Annotated in this window: 12 protein-coding genes; 10 read left to right on the top strand and 2 right to left on the bottom strand. The window is 56.3% G+C overall.

Going from position 1 to position 14,983, the window contains the following annotated elements; translation table 11 throughout:
• Positions 1 to 20: 20 nt before the first annotated feature.
• Both ACR0K5_RS04230 and ACR0K5_RS04225 read left to right on the top strand, forming a co-directional pair.
• Positions 21 to 1,616 carry a hypothetical protein gene (locus ACR0K5_RS04230; RefSeq protein ID WP_480628467.1) on the top strand — a complete coding sequence of 532 codons (1,596 nt, stop codon included), beginning with the start codon at positions 21 to 23 and terminating at the stop codon, positions 1,614 to 1,616.
• A 43-nt stretch (positions 1,617 to 1,659) separates the two neighbouring features.
• Entirely contained in the window at positions 1,660 to 2,862 is a 1,203-nt protein-coding gene (locus ACR0K5_RS04225; protein ID WP_480628466.1) for a hypothetical protein, read from the top strand.
• On the opposite strand, the gene ACR0K5_RS04220 is transcribed toward ACR0K5_RS04225, so the two are convergent.
• Complete coding sequence (locus tag ACR0K5_RS04220) at positions 2,859 to 3,080, bottom strand: hypothetical protein (protein ID WP_480628465.1); 222 nt, start codon at positions 3,078 to 3,080, stop codon at positions 2,859 to 2,861. The two genes, ACR0K5_RS04225 and ACR0K5_RS04220, sit on opposite strands and share 4 nt — an antisense overlap.
• Positions 3,081 to 3,084: 4 nt before the next feature.
• Between ACR0K5_RS04220 and ACR0K5_RS04215 the strand changes: the two genes are divergently transcribed.
• The 5 genes from ACR0K5_RS04215 (at position 3,085) to ACR0K5_RS04195 (ending at position 12,258) form a co-directional block, all read left to right on the top strand.
• On the top strand, positions 3,085 to 6,600 hold the full coding sequence (locus tag ACR0K5_RS04215) for an AHH domain-containing protein (RefSeq protein WP_480628464.1): 3,516 nt from the start codon (positions 3,085 to 3,087) through the stop codon (positions 6,598 to 6,600).
• Positions 6,597 to 7,235, top strand: a complete 639-nt coding sequence (locus tag ACR0K5_RS04210) for a hypothetical protein (RefSeq protein WP_480628463.1) — start codon at positions 6,597 to 6,599, stop codon at positions 7,233 to 7,235. The genes ACR0K5_RS04215 and ACR0K5_RS04210 overlap by 4 nt, the downstream gene beginning before the upstream one ends.
• A gap of 318 nt (positions 7,236 to 7,553) precedes the next feature.
• A complete protein-coding gene (locus tag ACR0K5_RS04205; protein ID WP_480628462.1) occupies positions 7,554 to 8,117 on the top strand; it encodes a response regulator transcription factor in 564 nt (187 codons plus the stop codon).
• A gap of 863 nt (positions 8,118 to 8,980) precedes the next feature.
• The gene (locus ACR0K5_RS04200; RefSeq protein ID WP_480628461.1) at positions 8,981 to 10,450 is read left to right on the top strand and encodes a flavin-containing monooxygenase; all 1,470 of its coding nucleotides are present in this window, start codon (positions 8,981 to 8,983) and stop codon (positions 10,448 to 10,450) included.
• A 71-nt stretch (positions 10,451 to 10,521) separates the two neighbouring features.
• Positions 10,522 to 12,258: an adenylate/guanylate cyclase domain-containing protein gene (locus tag ACR0K5_RS04195; protein WP_480628460.1), complete on the top strand. Its 1,737-nt coding sequence runs from the start codon at positions 10,522 to 10,524 to the stop codon at positions 12,256 to 12,258.
• 16 nt (positions 12,259 to 12,274) lie between these two features.
• Here ACR0K5_RS04195 and ACR0K5_RS04190 read toward each other — a convergent pair whose 3' ends face one another.
• A complete protein-coding gene (locus tag ACR0K5_RS04190; protein WP_480628754.1) occupies positions 12,275 to 12,580 on the bottom strand; it encodes a DUF6538 domain-containing protein in 306 nt (101 codons plus the stop codon).
• A 628-nt stretch (positions 12,581 to 13,208) separates the two neighbouring features.
• On the opposite strand from ACR0K5_RS04190, the gene ACR0K5_RS04185 reads away from it, so the two are divergent.
• From ACR0K5_RS04185 to ACR0K5_RS04175, 3 genes are read left to right on the top strand one after another with little or no spacing between them, the layout of a single operon-like run.
• Positions 13,209 to 13,568 carry a hypothetical protein gene (locus tag ACR0K5_RS04185; RefSeq protein ID WP_480628459.1) on the top strand — a complete coding sequence of 120 codons (360 nt, stop codon included), beginning with the start codon at positions 13,209 to 13,211 and terminating at the stop codon, positions 13,566 to 13,568.
• A gap of 49 nt (positions 13,569 to 13,617) precedes the next feature.
• Complete coding sequence (locus tag ACR0K5_RS04180; protein ID WP_480628458.1) at positions 13,618 to 14,334, top strand: HupE/UreJ family protein; 717 nt, start codon at positions 13,618 to 13,620, stop codon at positions 14,332 to 14,334.
• Between the two features lie 12 nt (positions 14,335 to 14,346).
• Positions 14,347 to 14,958, top strand: a complete 612-nt coding sequence (locus tag ACR0K5_RS04175) for a transmembrane anchor protein (protein WP_480628457.1) — start codon at positions 14,347 to 14,349, stop codon at positions 14,956 to 14,958.
• The last annotated feature ends 25 nt before the right edge of the window (positions 14,959 to 14,983 follow it).

Below are 14,983 nucleotides of genomic sequence, written 5' to 3'. Positions count from 1 at the left end.
CATTCCTGAAGGAGACACCGATGGCCAATGACAAAACCCACGCACACTGCTGGTCCAGCCTGCCGGTTTATCGCCCGAAGACAGGCCTGACCGCTGAACAACTCAACGCGTCACAGGATGATGCGCAGGTTCGCACCCGAATACTAAATCTTGGGATGAACGGCGTCGGCATCGCGCATGGCTACGAGCTCAAGACCGACGACGCGGGCCTGCTGGTGGTCAAGGACGGGGCGATCTATATCGGCTGCGGTCTGGGCTTCGATAAATATGGCCGCATGCTCTATTGGAAGGGCGGTTGGGTCTGTCTTGACGATTTCCTTGGCTGCAAACCCGAAAAACCGGGATCTTACTGCCTGTCCGTACATTACGCCGAACGTTCGGGCCACGGGCGGGCCTATGATCCGTGTCACGAAGGCACTGAATGGATTTCGACCTGCGTTGGCTTCACACTTGAATGCGAATGCTGCGACGACCAACCTTGCATGCCCGACATCGAGCCCGAAGACTGTATCGAACGGTGGGAGTACATCTGCCAACGAAACGGCTTTGTTCCGCCCGAGGAAATTGAGAAGGATCTTGATCTGGCCGAAGCCTGCCAGGACCCGCCACAGCTGGAACTGAACCATTGCGGCAAAGTCGGCTACGATCCCAAAGCCGGGTTGCCGCTGGCCTGTGTCGAGCTTTGCGAGGTAGACGACAAAGACTGCCACCCGCCCGTGGAATTCTGTTGCGACGGCGAAGTGACTAGCTGCCGAAAGCGCAAGGTCGCCTACCGCAACCAGCTTCTGTACGAATTGCTCAGCCGTCGCGACGTTCCGCTTTCCAAGGTGAATTACTACGCCTGGAGCGATTATGAAGTCTCGGAATGGAGTGACGACGATCGCATGCCTTTCGAGGATTTCGCTAAACGGTCCGTCGCCTGTCATCGCAAAGGTTTCGACCCGAAGGACGCCTTCACCATATGCTTCTCGCGGCCGCTTCTGCGCCGTACGCTGCACCCGATGAGCGTGATTATGGACATCTACATCCAGCAGGAGCGCCCTTATTACTGGGTGGACCACCGGGTGCCCGTAAAGATCATGCATCTCGACAAAAATAAATGCGTGATCCCCGAAGATGATGATGAGGAATGCGCTTGGGGAGTGGTGATCTGCCCGGATAAACTGTGGATCGCCCACGAAATCGCCGACCCGGCCTCGTCAATTCTGGATTGCTCGAACCGGGGCTACCTGGCGCGTGTCGAGTTCATGCTGCACTGCAACCTGATTCAGGACAAATGCTGTCGCATGCCGGATGCCCGTCCGGGCTGGGTCGACAAAAAAGACCCCTGCGGCGACCGGGCCGGTCAGGCCATGCCCGGCGGCACATGGCGCAGTGCGGTTCGTCTGTCGAAGCAGCGGAAAGATTACCGCGCGGATTGTGACGACGCTTATGAACGGTACGACCCGCCCAAAGGCGAGTCCTACCCGGATGACAGCAAGCCCGAACCCTACGCCGACAAGACCCCCGACCCCGGTAAGGTGGATGAAAAGGATCCGCAAAAATATGGCCGGTCCCAAGATGGGCGCCGCGGCCCTGACTCCGATCTGATCGATCCGGACCTGATCCTTGGCTGATCCAGTTGGATCACGGCCCAAAACGAATGGAAGGAACCTTGAGATGAACAAACATACATCCTCACCGGCCCCGACCTGGCCCATGTCCTCGGAAGCGGTCAACTTCAAAAACGGAATGATCGTGACCGCCGAAGATCTGAAGGCCGCGATGCTGTATTCGGTCCAACTGATGCAGGCGACCAACCGTGCTGTCTATGGCTGCGGAGTGATCTGCGGGTTCGAAATTCGACCCGACCCCGGCCTGTGCGGGAAAACCGAAGAGATCGAAATCTGTGTTGATGGCACCGACCAGAAATTGCCGCTGCACCGCAGTTTCCGGGTCGAAGTGGGCAAGGGAACCGCAATGGATTGCTCGGGTCTGCCGATTGAACTGTGCAAGCCAATGCTTGTCGATCTTTCGCCCGATACATGCGGTTGCGACCCGAAGGTCGGTGGTTGCGTTTGCATCATGATCCGGCGTTTTCAGGCACCGGAAGCGCCGCGTGGCGATTGCTGCGGCACGGCAGACGGGCCGCTGGAATGCTCGCGCCTGCAGGACCACGTGGAAATCAAGGGCTTTCCCTCGGATCAACTGCCCGATCATTATTGCGGGCGTGATCTCGAGATCGATGACACGACCTGCGCCTGTGTGCCCAAGCGCAGGGACCCGGACTGCGAAACCCCGCCCGATTCAACACATTCGCCCCTCCGGGAAACACCGGATGAGCCCGACAAATGCACTTGTCTGAAAGAATGCGGAGAGTGCTGCTGCTGTGGCGACGGCTGGGTGCTGTTGGCCTGCGTGCACGTCACCAGTCACGGTATCGTCCGGTGGCAGGAGGACGACGACAAGAACTGGTACGAAAACGATCACGTGCGCAAGCGCAAATACATCAAGCCCATAGAATGCATCTGCCCGCCCGGCCCTTGCGAAGAGAAAGTAACGACCGTCGAATCCGAACCTGATCGGGTCTACGATTACAAGGAGGCCGATGACGACACCCAGAAACTGATCCAGGTCATGGCTATGCAGGACGCCGATATCAATGCCCGATTGGGCGAAATCGTCGACGTCGCCGGGCACCAGAAATTCTTCCGGGCGATGGGCATCCGCAGCTTGCCGCATCTGGAATACGTTCTGGAAACCCATGGCTCCGAGTTGCGCGAGTTGAAACCGGTGTTCACTTCGGCCAATGCCGGGAAGCTCGAATACTACCTCGCGCGGACCCGCGAAAAGATCAAGGAGGACCGGCTGACCGAGCGCTAAGCCGCGCTTTGATAGCCCATTTCTGAAAGCGCATCCATGGCTCGCACGACCACCACGCGCCGATCTTCAGCGCCTCCGCGGCGGTCCAATGCTATGCGAAACAGGCAACCGCTCCGCCGGACGCCGGGGCAGGGGCCGGGTGGTTTAACACCGGCAAACGCCTCGGCTGTTCCGGCTTCCGCAACGCCGGGGATGATGTCCTTGCCTAACGCGGTCACGCCTGTGTCCCGTCCAGCGTCTACCCCTGCCGCCAAGCCGACACCGCTGCCCCGCGCGCCCGAAGCCGAACCTCCCGCCGCCGAGGTCGCGAATGCCCCCGCACCGGCGTCGGCTACCGAGGCGGAGGAAGTGCCAGTCTCAGCCGAAACCGAAGCCGCGACCGGGGCAGGCCCCGAAGCTGTCTCCCCCGGTGCCGAAGACGTGGTGGCAGGCGCGGCCTCGGAGGCGCCGGAACTGGCCCCGCCTGATCCCGCCGAAGCCGGGTCTGCCGAGACTGCCGACCAATCCGAACCCGCGCAGGGCGAGGCCGCCAGCGCAGATGCCACCTCAGAAGAACCCGAGGTTGTCGCAGGTCCCAGCCCCGAAGAGGCCGTGGCCCCTGCCGCTGCCGCCATGGGGCGGCGCGCCTCGGCGGCGTCCACACACCAACCCCCTGGGGCGGCAACGGACAACGCTATTCAATCCTCAAACGTGCCCTCCGTCGGTCAGGCGCGCGAAGCGGAACGCGCGGGCATCACCGCAACCGATGACACGGAAACTGGTGAAATCAACGTGTCCGAGTTCCGTAAGGAGCTGAAAGACGCCCTGGCCGCAGCTGTCCCGCCTCCGCGGAGCGAAAGCCAGGCAGAGCGTCAGGTCGAACGCGGGGCGGTCGACGCCGCCGCGCCCTTGCAAACGGCACTTTCCGATCAAACCACAACCGCCGCCGGTGACCTGCCCGCCACAGCCGCGGCCGAGCCCGATCCCGCCCAGATCGCCCCGGTTGAGCCCGTCCCGCTTGAACCAGAAGCTGTCGGCGAAGCGCCCGCGCCCGTCTCAGCTGGCCCGGTTGTGCCGCCGCCCACACCTGCTGCCGCGCTGGACACTTCGGCAAATGAAGAGCGCGTTGATGCCCTGGCGGCGGAAAACAATATCACGCAGGAGCAATTGCAGCGAGGTAATGATCCGCAATTCGACGCCGCCCTCGGCGCACGGTCAGAGGCACAAGCCCACGACGCAGCGGCCCCCGCCACCTACCGCGAAGGCGAAGCGGCCGCGCGTGGCGCCACGCGGGCACGCGCCGCCAATCGGATCGGCACGGGTCTGACCGATATCCAGGTAACGCGGACCGAACAGTTCAGCAACGTTGCTCAAACTCAAGCCGATACCTCGAAGATCACTGCCGAACGCAAGGCCGAAATCACCCGCGAGATCGAAGCCATCGGTCTGGCCACGCGCCAAGATGTGACGGATATCCTAACTAAAATGCAGGAGGGTGCGGCAACCAAGTTCAACAAGGCCATCGCCGACGCGCAAAAACGCTTCAACGAGATCATGGATGACGCGGTGGGCGGCGGCTGGTTCTCGGCAATCTTCGGTAACTGGTTTGACAATTCCGACGAATACAATGCCGCGCTGATCGATGCGACCGCCGATTATGACGCCATCGTTGACGAGGGCATTGGCGTGGTCGCCACCTTCGTCGTGCAGGAGCTGCAGCGTGCGAAGGATCGTGTCGCCAAAGGCCGCCAAGAGATCGACACCTATATCAACGAAACGCTGACCGACGATGAACGGCAGTTTGGCGAAGATGCCTCGACCTCGATCACCGCTGATTTCGATACGCTGGAGGGCGAGATTGAAAGCAGCCGCGGTGCGGTGGTGAGTGCGATGGTCGACATCTATCGCGTGGCTCTTGAGGAGCGTGAAAAGTCAGCTGCCGAGTTCCGCGAGCGCTCGAAATCGGTCTGGCAGCGGGTCTATGACGCTACGGTTGGTCTGGTCCAGAAAGTCCTGGAATTCAAGAACATGCTGCTGGGTATCCTGAGCCGCGCCGTGGCCGTGGTCGAAGCGATCATTCAGGATCCCATTGGCTTCCTGTCCAACTTGATCGCGGGGATTGGTGCGGGCCTGCAGCGCTTTGTCGACAACATTGCCGAGAACCTGAAGCAGGCGCTGATGGGCTGGCTCTTTGGCGCGCTCGAGGGCGCGGGCCTGAAACTGCCCGACAAGTTCGATCTTATGGGGTTCCTTGACATTGTTCTGCAGGTCCTTGGGTTGACGAAGGAAAACGTGCGCGCGCGGGCGGTGAAAATCCTCGGCGAAGAGACCGTGGCCAAGATCGAGATGGCGGTCGATTTCCTGAAAACGCTCTTTACCGAAGGACCGGCTGCAATCTGGGAAATGCTGCTCGAACAGTTGGGCAACATCAAGGACGCCATCATCGAAGAGATCAAATCTTGGGTCATCACCAAGATCGTGATTGCCGGAATTAAATGGATCGTCGGGCTTCTGAACCCAGCCAGCGCCTTCGTGAAGGCCTGCATGATGATCTATGACATCGTGATGTTCTTTATACAGCGGGGCCAGCAGATCATTTCGGCAGTCAATGCCATCGTGAACGCGCTTGGCACGATCGTGGCAGGCAACATCTCGGCTATGGCCCAAGCGGTCGAAGGAGCGTTGAACCGCATCCTGCCCGTCGTCATAGGCTTCCTTGCCTCGCTTCTGGGCTTGGGCGGCATCTCGGACCAAATCCGCAAAATCATTGAAGCCATCCAGGCCCCCGTCAACAAGGCCATCGATTGGGTGATCAACCTTGGCCTCGGCATCGCCCGCAAGATCGGCGGTTTGTTTGGGGGTGGTAAGAAGGAGACTTCGTCGAACGATCCTTCCGAACAATATGCCGACGATCCTGAGAAAGCCATTAAAATCAAGAAAGGTACGGAAGCGATTGACGATGCCGAGCGGCACCAGATGAAAGAAGGCGAAGGAACGCGGGAAGAAGCTGAGGCCATCGCCATCAAGGTGAAACGCGAGCACCCCGTATTCAAGACGCTTGTCGTCGTAGATGGCGGCGACACCTGGGATTATGAGTTCACTGCCAGTTCTGCTCAGAAGAAGAAAGGCGAGAAAAAAGAGGAAAGCGATGGCACCCCGCCAAACTATGAAGCGGCAAGGCGCTTCGTCGGCACCCCCGTCGCAAACTTCAATCCGCCCGGTGATCTACCTGGCTACTCCAAGCGTTTCAATAAGGACAAACCGTACATTCGACGGGACAACGTGGCGGATGGTCTTCAGCAACTCGGTGTCGATGCGGACGGCAAGATTGTGCTTGGCAAGGGAATCAGCCCTGCGGCAGCTCTTAGAAGTGAGGCTGAGATGCAAGCCGAACTTGGCGAAGCACAACCGGGGAAAGAGCGGCATCACTTGATCCCGCTCGCTGTCGCGGCATCGCATGCTCTTACCAAAGAAGCAATGAATCGCGGGGACCCAAAATTCCGTCCAAATAGCGGACTTATTTATCTACCGAGAGATGAGGAGTCTGCCAAGCTGATGCCCAATCTCCCAGTACACAGAGGTTCGCACCCAAAGTGGAGTTCTTATGTAGAAACACAGCTCGATACCAAGGAGCTTGGCTTAACCCGCAGAGGCACAATCGCACTTAGTGCGGTCGATGCTCGCCAGCTTACTCCTCCTATAGTATCTGTTCAGAATGACCTCCGCCGTGAGATTGTGAATTGGGACCGTATGGAATGACGTCAAAGACCCGCGAAGCGATGATTTTGGACCGAGATTACTCATTGCTCGGGGATGAGCTTCATGTTGCAAGCTTGGTGGAATATCCAGATTGGGTAGGTGCGATCGGGTTCGCCAAAACCCAGCCTTTAAAGGCCCCGAAGCCCGTGTACTTCGCTGGCGACATAGAAAGAATTCGGAAAATCGATTTCCCTGAAAACGACGTCCGTTGGCCGATAATGTCGACACGGATGCTGCAAATACTAAAGGGCATTGACGAATTCGAGCACCAAGAAATTCCAATTGTCTTTCTTGATAATCGCCTGCCGCTTAGCAAAATACTGAAAGGTGACGAAAAACCTGACGCTCAGTATACGCTTGAGGGATTTTCTGCTGTTCAACTGCTTACGCAGATCGATGCTTTTGACTGGGAGAAATCGAAGTATGAGGTGAGCGAGTACGATCCAACGCTGGTAGATCGGCTGGACTATTTGAAACTGACAAATGTATCTGGTGGTTTCCCACCGCTGTTTCGGCTTTTTGCATTTCCGGTCCTTGACTTTGTATCTTCTGATGCAGCGGATGCGCTTCAAGACGCCGGCATCGTCGGTACAGCGTTCGAACCCATCGGAGATTACCCTCCGCGCCCTCGATAGAACGAGCAATACACGCCCTTCAAAACGACATTCGAGGTGAAGTCATCTGAAAAAGTGCTCGGTGCAACAAAAGGTGTGAATTTCTTTAACTGGGATTTCACGACAGCTGTCGTTTTCTATGCGTTGCCTGAACCGTGTTATAATCTTCATAGTTGTTTTGATTCGCTGGCCATGTTGGCCAAATTTTTTCTCCCTCAGGGTGGTGCGATGCGTTGCCTTGTCTATTCAGTTAACGGACTCTTCGGGCAGTGCCTGGCTTCTAGCCTTGCGGCCCATGCGCGGGTTGAAGCTGCTGACTATTGTTCTGAACTTGACCAAGTGTTTTCGGCGTCGGCAAGGCTGGACGCATCCAGCACTCTTGTCGATCTTGCATATCCGGAAGGTCGTTTGGCGGTGCAACAATTGGCACGTGGCCTGAACAACCGTCACCTTGTTGGGCTGTCCATCGATGAAACCGCCACAGGAGACGTGCTGGACTGTGCCCGGATCGGTTGTACGGCAGTCGTACCGCGCGACGCCTCTCTTGAAGAACTGGTTTGCATTGTGCGGGCGGCGGAACGGGGCGAGGCATTGGTGCACCCGCGCGTGGCCGCCGGGTTGATGCGCGCCCTCTCGGCCCGCCCGGAACCGGCGCAGGACGCGGATACTGTGGCCTGCCTCACCCGGCGCGAGCGCGAGGTCTGTGCGCTGATCTGCGACGGCATGACCAACAAGGAAATCGCGCTTGAAGTAAACCGAAGCGTCGGTACTGTAAAAAACCACGTGCGCTCTATCCTGGGGAAGTTCAACCTTTCGCGGCGTACGGCGGTATTTCAGCATGTTCACCGGAGCGAACTGATGGGACACACGCACCCAACACCCGGGTCATCGAACTCCGGCTAGTACGGGACAGTCACCCTTCGGCTTTGATGACCGAATGGCTAAGGAGGGGTTGGGAAGTATCCACGCAACGCCGGTCTAGGGCCGTTATGTTAAGTCGTGTGGTTACGGCGCAGGCTTCTTCGCGTTTGCTGATAACACGTGTTTGCCTACCGCTTATGTGTGCACAGAAATCTGAGGTAGCATTCGACCGATAACCAGCCCGAAGCGGCCGCTCCACTGCCACTGCGTAGGGAGAAAGCAGAATTTCCGCCACTGAACAAAGTCGGTAGAGCAGGTCGCCAAGCAGACCTTCGCCGCGTTTGCAGCACCAAGCCTTAATAGCGGCAGCATTGCGCAGAAAGCAGATTTTGCAAAGTTTGGCGGCGTTCACCTTCCCGACACCTATCTCCTTACCAAATGCCACGGCACCACTTCCCCCAAGAGGCTCTTGGACAAGATTGTCGCAACAATCTAGGAGCAAGCGGGCAAGCTAAGAGCCTACTTGATGGGATTTGCACGGCTGGTTTTGTGAAGGTTCTCAGGGCTATGACGGCAGCGACGACTTCTGATTCCAAAAGCGCCAATGGCCGCCTTGCTATCTAAAACTGTGATTTCGTGATATCCTGATACCGCCTTTGGGGGGCTGTTATGGGCGATTTCTTTTGGATTGGAACAGCAATTGGCGCGGCGACAGGGCTACTCAATATGTTGTTCATTTTGCGTTCTCGCCTCAGTCAGACCGGGTTAAATCAAGCCAAGACAATTTGGCAAGGCCTATGGACATGGGCGCTTTGGACTGTGTTCGGTGCCTATGTTCTGGCGCTATGGCTTCTGGGTGTCGTTCTCTTGGGCTTATCGCGAATTTTGCGACAGGGAACTGAGGTATGATAGTAGGGGAAGTAAAAACCGCCGCTGTCATTGGTGCGGGGGTTTCCGGGCTTGCTACTGCAAAATGCCTGACAAGGGTTGGCATACACTGCACTGTTTTTGATCGAAACCCGTACCTAGGCGGCGTCTGGGCTGATGGCTACCACGATTTTGGCGTTCAGGTGCAAAAGGACCTGTACGAGTTCCCGGATTTTCCGCTTTCCGAAGAAGCGTCTCATTTCACTCCGGGGCCGGTCTTTCGGGAGTATCTGGAGGATTATTGCGATCATTTCGGAATTCGAGAGTGCCTACGGTTAGGCACCCGCGTCACCATGATTGAGCGCAAAGGTGACCGGTGGTCACTTGAGGTTGAGGGTTCCGAAAGTTCTGAAAGTATTGAGGCTGGTCTCGTTGTCGTTGCAGCCGGGCTCTATTCAGAGACACCAAATGTCCCGAACATTCCCAAACGTGAAGATTTTGGAGGAGAAGTCCTTCACGCGAGCGAAATTAAAGACATATCGCAACTCAAAGGCCGTCGTGTCGCTGTAATCGGCTACGGAAAAAGTGCGACAGACATAGCGGGTTCGGCTGTGGATACTGCTGATAAGATTCACCTCGTTTTCCGAACAGCACACTGGCCTGTTCCACGCAAATTGCTGGGCGTTCTTCCGTTCAAATGGGGAATGCTGACGCGCCTTGTTGCAGCCCTGATCCCTCCGTATGTCAAACCCAGCCCAATCGTGCGTGCAATCCACTCAATAGGATATCCGTTGCCCTGGCTGTTCTGGCGTGTCGTAGAACTGCTGCTCAGCACCCAGCAACGATTGCGAACACAAATCGCACGTGGTGAGACCCTGATGCCAGAGACGCCTGTCGAATTCGACGCATTTACGGAAGTGACCATGGTTCCACGTCCGGGTCTGATCGACTTTATCCGATCAGGTGAGATTTCTGCACATCGAACAGGTGTGAGTGCATTCTCTTCCAACGGGATCGACCTTGCAGATGGGGATTCTCTTGAGGTCGATTGCGTGGTCTTCGGCACCGGCTGGAAGACCGGCTACCCATATCTACCGAAGTCGATCCTTAACTCATTGGATGATGGGCCGGATGGGTTCTATTTATACCGCCATGTCCTGCACCCCTCGGTGCCAAACCTTGCATTCGTGGGGCGGGCGTCCTCCTTCATGAGTGTGACGACCTACGCGCTTCAGGCCAAATGGCTTGCGGAAGTAGTTGCAGGTCGCGTGCTCCTACCGGATGCTGCGGCCATGCAAAGCGAAATCGATGCGCTCAAGTCCTGGAAACAATCCTGGATGCCAGAAGGGCCAGCACGTTCCGCTACACTTCTGCTTCACATGTGCCACTATCACGATGAACTCCTACTCGACATGAGTGCGGACCCGCTTCGCAAGCGCGGTATCCTGGCGCCAATTTCTGAACTGATTGTGCCTTATCGTGCCGCCGACTTCCGAGACGTGGTCTGAGCGATTTATACGCGAAGCCCCTAGTATCTCTTTGACACTCCTTCACAATGGATACGCGGGAGGATTTTTGTTTGGAGCGACACCTGGCAGCCATACTTGCGGCTGATATTGTTGGCTATAGCGCGCTTGTCAGTGCTGACGAGGAAGCCACTTTGCACGCGTACAAGGGCCACTTTAGAGCGCTGGAACCGCACGTCGGCTTGAATGGCGGACGGCTATTCAAGAAAACCGGTGACGGATTTCTTGCCGAGTTTCCCTCGGTGGTTGACGCAATAACGTGTGCGGAAACGATGCAGCGTCAGATGGTTGAGCGGAACGCGGCACGCGGGCAAAGCCCGGAAATGCAATTCCGTATGGGAATTCATGCGAGTGATGTTTTTGATGACGACGGTGACGTTCTTGGTGACGGCGTCAATATTGCAGCCCGGCTGGAAGGTCTGGCCCCTCCCGGAGGTATCATCGTATCAGGGCGGGTTTACGAAGAGGTTATAGGTAAAGTCGATGTTTCGTTCACCGAACTGGGGCCGCAGTACCTGAAGAATATTGCGCGCCCTGTGACGGCCTACTCAGTACAGACCTCATTCGTAACTGCACGCCCAGCGGCTCAGTCTCGTCCTGACAAACCTTCCGTGGCCGTATTGGCGTTTGAAAATCTTTCGTCTGACGCAGAACAGGACTATTTCGCAGAAGGTATTACCGAAGACATTATTACCAGCTTATCCAGAGTGCCCTGGATATTCGTGGTCGCCCGAAACTCTTCTTTTTCTTACAAAGGACTTTCGGTTGATGTGCGCCGCATCGGTCGCGAGCTTGGTGTCCGCTACGTGCTGGAGGGTTCTGTTCGCGGAGCTGGTGATCGGTTGCGTGTGACTGGGCAGCTGATTGATGCGGAAACCACGGCGCATGTCTGGGCGGATCGATACGATGGCAAGCTCGACGATATTTTTGATCTCCAAGATCAGGTGACCGAGGCCGTCGTAGCTTCAATTGCACCGGGCATAAGGCAGGCTGAGATAGATCGTTCTGCCCACAAGCGCCCGGATACGCTAGGAGCATATGATCACTTCCTGCGAGCGCAGGCAGCGATCTACAGGTTCAATTTCACTGAGGCAGACGACCAACTGTCAAAAGCTCTCTCGCTCTCAAGTGAGTACCCGTTAGCCAGCGCCCTTCGAGGCTGGATCAGAACTTTGCTTTGGAATTCGGACACGCGCCCAAGCAACAACCGATTTGACTACGCAGTTCAGCTGGCACGTGAGACACTGGATGCATCGCACATTGACTTGGAAGCTCAGGCCTATGCCGGTTACGTACTGGCGTTTCTCTCGGAAGACACGGCCTACGGCTTGTCACTGGTGGACCAAGTCGTCGAGACAAGCCCAAACTGCGTGTCAGCCTGGGGTTCCAGCTGTTTGTTGCACGGCCTGATGGGCGAAGCGCAAACGGCACAAGCTCACGCCAGGGAAGCTCTCCGACTCAATCCAAATGACCCGCTGAATTACCGGGTCTATATGGGAATTAGCCTATCGCAAATTGCAGAAGAGAACTGGCGCGGTCTCAAAGAAACCGCTCAAAAAATGCGTGCATTTCATAACACAGTGACTGTATTCCGCCTGAACGAGCTTGTCGCGGAGATGGCCCTGGGCAATGTGGGTCGAGCTAAAGAACTCGCGCGTATACACATGTCGCGGGAACCCGATTTTAGCGTTTCAATGTTTCGGGAAATGCGCGCTCGTATCTCAATTGCAAAGCCGGAGATCTATGGCGCCTATTACACGATGCTGGCAGCCGCAGGCATTCCTGATTAGCGCCAGCAATTGTTGATCAGCTGCCGGTAATCAAATGTAAGCAGCCTGTGCCCTGCTGCTCGATGAGAATCCGGGCCAGTTCCGCCCGAAGGGCTTCGGTCAGCAGGGCCTTTGCATCGGCGGGGGCCAGGGTAGTTGTTTTCAGCATGTCCACGATTTCGATCTCCTTTTGCTCGTAGACCGCGAGGAGCCTTGCGGCGCGCATCACGGCGTCGCGCGGGAGATCGGTTCGCAACGAAAAACAGAGAAATGGGTTTGTTTGTAAGTTTGTTAGGGTCTTCGGTAGGCGTTTGCGGAAATAGAAAAACCGGCCCCTTCGCATAAGGTAGGGACCGGCGCAGTGTTTGGGTTTTCGACGGGACGAGTCGACACGCTTGCGGGCATAGCTCGCAATGGCATGTGTTACACTCTGTGTCACAGTTTCTGAGGACTGTGACACACGGCATGTCAGGGGCAGGTTTCGCCTTTTGATTTCATTGGATTTTGGAAGATTATGGCTGGGGTGGTAGGATTTTTTGTCAACATATTGAAAATTAACAAAATAAAGGAAATAGGGTCAATGGGTAGTGTTCGGAAATTGGTTTGTGTCCAATATTGTGCCTCACTTTTCTGCTTTTGACTTTTTGGACGTTAGCGAGTTCGCCGGTCATACGATTTGCGCGGGATCGGGCGGGAAACAGACCTTCGCCGCAATCGAAAACACTCGAAACGTTGTTTCCGAAGCAGCCATTCAGACCAAGACCAACCACTTAGATTTTCTGTGTTGTCCAAACTCTTCATTCATACCGAGGTTCAAAAGAATGCAAACAGTCTCAATTGCTGACCGCAAATGCCCCTCGGCGCGTTTCAGCCGGGCGATGAGCGCCGGGTGGCTTGCGTGTATTTGTGGTTTTGCCATATAAGTCGAGATAACCCCCGGGAGGGGATACAACAAGTCCGCAGAGGCACCTGTGAGCGTGAGGGCAGTTCAGCGATATACGCAAAACGCGATGGCAGCTTTGGTCTGCCTGTCTTTGATCGTGTGGTCGCTTCAGCCAAACTCGGGCCATGCTCCGACGGTAATCGAAACCGTGCAGGAGCATTTGCAGATAATTGCGGAACACGGGCATACCCACGGCTTTGAAGAAGATTTGTTGTGGGCTATGCACGGACACAGTCATGATGGCGCTGATCATGACCATAGCCAGATGGTTATACCGGAATCGGGCGATGCGCTGTCACTGGCCTCGCTCCCGGATGACTGGGCCTTCGACAGTGTGCCGGGCGGCCCTTTCAGGAACAACAGTATAGAGCGACCTCCGCGCGTGTGACGTCGCCCCAATCGGGGTTTTCGACATCACATAACAACGGAGATCATCCATGAATCTTATCCTTCGAGGTCTGGACAGGCGCGCGACGCTTTTTCTGGCCCTCATCATAACCAATCTGGCGTTGAGCACGTCTCAGGTGCTGGCTCATAACGTTACCGAAGGCGATGCAGGCTACATCCAGGAAATCTGGGGCGTGAACATCATCCCTTTCATGTATCTTGGGGCCAAGCACATGGTTACAGGGTACGATCACATCCTGTTCCTGCTTGGCGTCGTGTTCTTTCTCTATCGGGCCAAGGACGTTGGCATCTATGTCAGCCTCTTTGCGATCGGTCACTCGACGACAATGTTGTTGGGAGTGTGGTTCGGCTGGGGCGTAAACGCGTACATTGTCGACGCGATTATCGGCCTTTCGGTCGTCTACAAGGCGCTCGATAATCTTGGCGCGTTCCAACGCTGGCTGGGATTCCAGCCAAATACCAAAGCCGCAACGCTGATTTTTGGTCTGTTTCACGGCATGGGCCTCGCGACCAAAATCCTCGACTACGATATCGCGCCAGAAGGGCTTCTTGCCAATCTGTTGGCGTTCAATGTGGGTGTGGAACTTGGCCAGCTCACGGCCCTTGCGATCATACTTATCGTCATGGGGTTCTGGCGCAAAAGCCCGAACTTCTTCCAACAAGCTTACAGCGTAAACGTCATCATGATGACCCTCGGGTTCATCCTGATGGGGTATCAGATCACCGGCTATTTTGTCGCCGCGTAAAGGAGTTCAATCATGTTCAACACAGAAAGACCAAGTCTTGAGGAACTGCCAAGCTCGGCACAACTTATCCGCTCGACCGTCATTGCAGGCGCGTCCGCCGCTGTAATTCTTGTCACGGTGGTTCTGCCGGCCGAATACGGGATCGACCTGACCGGAATGGGCCGTGTGCTCGGGCTGCAAGAGATGGGTGAAATCAAAACGCAACTTGCAGACGAGGCCGAAGCCGACCGGCAACTTGAAAACCAGGATCAGTCGAGCTTGCTGAACGACATTCTTGGCCTTTTTGTCGGGTCGGCGTATGCGCAAGAAGCCGAGGTCTGGCAGGATGAAACCAGCTTTACTCTCACACCTGGAGAGTCGGCTGAGTGGAAGCTGGTCATGGAGGAAGGTGCGACGGCTGAGTATCGTATGGTTGTGACAGGCGGTCGGGTGAACTTCGACCTGCATGGCCACGGCGGCGGACAGTCGATCACCTATGAAAAGGGGCGCGGATCGACCGGTGCTGAAGGTACCATTGAAGCGGCCTTTGCCGGTGAGCATGGCTGGTTCTGGCGCAACCGCGACTCCGGCGATGTATCCGTGATAGTACAGCTCCGCGGCGACTACAGCGAGATTGTCGATTAAACAAAGCAAGCCGCCGCGCAGGTTT

The sequence above is a fragment of the Ruegeria sp. AB9 genome, assembly GCF_056542585.1.
This window is presented reverse-complemented; position numbering and strand designations above follow the sequence as displayed.